A 3,751-nucleotide genomic window follows, 5' to 3' on the forward strand; every position below is an offset into this window, starting at 1 on the left:
GTCGCTACGTACCTGAACGACTCCCCCATCCTTGTTTCCGAAGGTCAGAGTTTTCCGGTCGAAGTCCGATACCTCGAGCAGAAAGACGAGCGTCAGGTCACCGAACAGGCCGCTGACACGGTGGAACGTATCGTCAACGCCGACGAACCCGGCGACATCCTCGTTTTCATGCCGGGCATGGGTGAAATTAACTCGACCGTCGGCGCCATTCGCGCGGCGCGGACGGGCGAGCGTCTCGCGTTGATTCCACTGCACGGCGATCTGCCGGCGGAGGAACAAGACCTTGCGTTTCAACCGAATCCTCTGCGCAAAGTGGTCGTGGCGACGAACGTCGCCGAAACATCGGTGACCATTGACGGCATTCGGCACGTCGTGGACAGCGGCGTCGCGCGGATCGCGCGCTATGATGCCGAGCGCGGCATCGGCACTCTGTTCATCGAGGAGATCAGCCGTGCCTCGGCGGAACAGCGAAAAGGACGCGCCGGCAGAACGGCTCCGGGCACGTGCCATCGGCTTTGGACGGAGAGCGGGCATTTGAACCGCCCGGAGTGCAACACGCCGGAAATCCAGCGCTGCGATCTGGCGGAAGTGGTCCTGTTGCTGCACTCGCTCGGCATCAAGCGCGCCGCGGAGTTTGACTGGCTGGACAAACCTGACCCACAGGCGGTCGAGCGTGCCGAAAAGTTACTGCGGACCCTCGGCGCGCTGACAGACCGATCGGACGAAACGCCTGCCAACCATTCGGACCTCACCCCGATTGGCCGGCAGATGCTTCGATTGCCCATGCACCCGCGCTATTCGCGGATGCTGGTCGAGGCTGCCAGACATCGCTGTGTGCCGGCAGCCACACTGTGCGCGGCGCTGGTCAGCGGACGCGATTTATTGATGCGCCCGGGTCGTGACGACACTCATATCGCCGAGGCGCGCGAGCTGTTCGAAGCGAGCCAGGACTCGGACTTCTTCACCTTGATGCGTGCGTTTCAGTTTGCCAGGAACTCCAACTTCAACACCGAGCAGTGCCGACGTTATGGCGTCCACGCGCAGACCGCGCGTCAGGTCGAACAGACCTATCAACAGATTCTGGACATCGCGGGCAAACAGGGATTGGCCGGGCGTGAAGAGTCGGGTCCTGCGGTCCAAAACCAAAAAACAACCGATGAGGGGCTGCTCAAGTGCATCCTGTCCGGCTTCGTTGACCAGCTTTGCGTGCGGCGCAGCCAGGGGACGCTCGATTGCGATTTGACCGAGGGCCGGCACGGAAACCTGGTGCGGGAGAGTGTCGTGCAGAATGCAACGCTCTTCATCGCTGCAACGATACGCGAAGTGCGGGCCCGCACATCGGAGAACCTGACGCTGCTCGGACTCGCCACCGCGGTGAAGCGTGAATGGATCGAGGAAATGTTTCTGGAACAACTCGCAACCACGGTCGAGCATCTCTTTGACCGCACGCATAAGCGCGTCGCAGCGGTGAAGCTGGTGCGATTTCAAGATCTCGTCATCCATCATGAACACCAGCGTGATGTTGACCCTGCGGCGGCAGGGCGTTGCCTGGCGGAGGCACATTGCAAAGGCTACTTCGAACTCCCGCTGATCAACCACGACGTGAAACAGTTCATCGCACGCGTGAATCTCATTTGCGCGGTGATGCCGGAACTGGAGTTCCCGCCGTTCGACGACGCATCGAAGACCGAATGTCTGGCGCGGGCGTTTCGGGGTCTAACCCTGGTGAAAGAAGCGCAGGCTACGCATGTGCGCGACGAATTCCTGAAACATCTCGCGAAGGAACAACTCGACTGGCTTGATGAACTCGCACCCCAGACTGTCACCTGGCCGGACGGACGAAAGGTCAAACTGCTTTACGTGGAAAGCGCGCGCAGCGAAGAGAGCGGGCCGAACCCTCCGGAGTTGTCGGCAAAATTGCACGAATGTTTCGCGCTCAAGGAACATCCGTACGTTTGTGAGGGAAAACTGCCGGTCAAACTCTGGCTTTGCGCGCCCGACGGCAAACGGATCGAAGCCACGTTCAACTGGCCGGCGTTCAAGGCGAACAACTATCCAAAACTAAGACCCGCGCTACAGAAAAAATATCCGGGCGTGGGATGGCTTTAAAGGAATCAAGAGACCTCGACGCTTCACCGTGTTCAACGCCCCGCCGCTGTTTAGCCCGGAGGCAAGGTGATGAAGTTTGAGGTCGAGGGCAGCCACCTTCCGGAAAGGGAATCGAGTAATCTCTGTTGACACTGAGACCTAATCTCATTAACGTCCCGCTCAGTTTCTATGCTGAACCATAAACGAGCTTTCACACTCATCGAGTTGTTGGTCGTTATCGCTGTCATCGCCATCCTGGCCGGTTTGTTTTTGCCCGCCCTGGCGCGGGCAAAGGAAAGTGCCCGCCGCATCGGCTGTATTAGCAATCTCAAACAATGGGGCCTGGCCGAGACGATGTATCTGGATGACAATGGCCAGTTGTTTCCCACGGCGAAAATCCCCAGCGGAACGCCAGATGCCCCCTCCGGTTACGATGAAGACAGCGTTCATTGGGGCGATCTGGCCGTGTTTGCCGCCGCCGGTCAGGGCAACTTCGCGTGGTATAACGTCCTGCCTCCCTACGTTGACAAGAAACCTCTCTGGCAGTACGCCGCCAATCCAGGCGATTTCGTCAATGGCAGAACGATCTTCACCTGCCCAACCTCAGCCGCGAAGGCGCCCGAACTCAACCCGCTGGATCGCGTCGTGTTTAACTATGGGATGAATTACAAAGGGAACGCGGGCCTGCCGACCAACGTCGTGTCCAGTGCCCGGCAGGTATCAAATCCCTCGGCGTTTGTTCTTCTCTCTGACGTACGGACGCATTCGACGGAGGTACCCTTTTACGGTAAGCGCCCGACTCATGAACTGGGAGTTTCCCATTGTTACACCGCTCAGATTTCCTCACGCCATAACGCTGGCGCGAACCTGGCCTTCGCCGACGGCCACGCCAGCTATTTCAAGTATTCGTACATCTGCACCAACACCGGCGCGAAGGCTGGCGATCCCGGACGGCCCGACATTAACTGGACCTACGACGGCCATCCGGTTCCGTGACCCGCGCGCTGACTGCTCGGGAAGGTGGATGCCTGCGCAATCTTAAACCCCTTGCGGATCTCTTGGGCGTGGCCTCGACGGACGAAAAAACGCCTGGCAGCGACTTTCAACTGGCCGGCGTTCAGAGCGAACAGCGATCCGAAACTTGAAGCGACGTTACAGAAGAAGTATCCCGCCCCGAGGCGGCTTTAAGGTCCGGATCGGATTGAGAGCATTCATGTGCATGAAGCCTGACAGGCTGACAGCTCTCAAAACCCCATGTAGGTCAGCACGAACGTCCGGAATTTTTCAATGTTGGCCGGTTTGAACTCGCGATGCACCGTGCGCTGGCCCCCGGCGATGTCCACCTTGACCTCCCTCGCTTTGGCGATCTTGCGGAGGTCGTCCACCTTGACCTCGTAAATGGCATGCTCCAGCAGCGTGCCACTCATTTCCTTTCGCTCGTTCAAGCTGCCGACCCCGCCGAATTTCATCCTTTGCCCGTCCACCGTCAGCATGAGGGTTTCGCCCGGCGCGATGTCGAGATACCCGGTCTGCGGCAGCGCCTGATAACGCACCTCGAGATAATACTTGGCGTCCCATGCGCCCTGTCGAATGCGCGATGCGTTCAGCCAGACCAGCTCGCTTGGTTTGTCGCCGCTGTCGAGTTCGTTGTCGAGGATGAGGT

The 3,751-nt window shown here is 59.2% G+C and carries 3 protein-coding genes; 2 read left to right on the top strand and 1 reads right to left on the bottom strand.

The window, feature by feature from the left end; all coding sequences use genetic code 11:
* Positions 1 to 2,109: ATP-dependent helicase C-terminal domain-containing protein (locus VN887_05195; protein ID HXT39398.1), on the top strand; the 2,109-nt coding region annotated here is incomplete at its 5' end.
* A 168-nt stretch (positions 2,110 to 2,277) separates the two neighbouring features.
* On the top strand, positions 2,278 to 3,084 hold the full coding sequence (locus VN887_05200; GenBank protein HXT39399.1) for a prepilin-type N-terminal cleavage/methylation domain-containing protein: 807 nt from the start codon (positions 2,278 to 2,280) through the stop codon (positions 3,082 to 3,084).
* A 248-nt stretch (positions 3,085 to 3,332) separates the two neighbouring features.
* On the opposite strand, the gene VN887_05205 is transcribed toward VN887_05200, so the two are convergent.
* Positions 3,333 to 3,751: hypothetical protein (locus VN887_05205; protein ID HXT39400.1), on the bottom strand; the 419-nt coding region annotated here is incomplete at its 5' end.

Origin of the sequence: Candidatus Angelobacter sp. (assembly GCA_035607015.1) — a bacterium.
GTDB lineage: Bacteria > Verrucomicrobiota > Verrucomicrobiia > Limisphaerales > AV2 > AV2.

What these genes read in the sequence shown, in the direction of transcription:
- VN887_05200 (HXT39399.1), top strand. Translation starts at nt 2,278, where the DNA reads ATGCTGAACCATAAACGAGCTTTCACACTCATCGAGTTGTTGGTCGTT.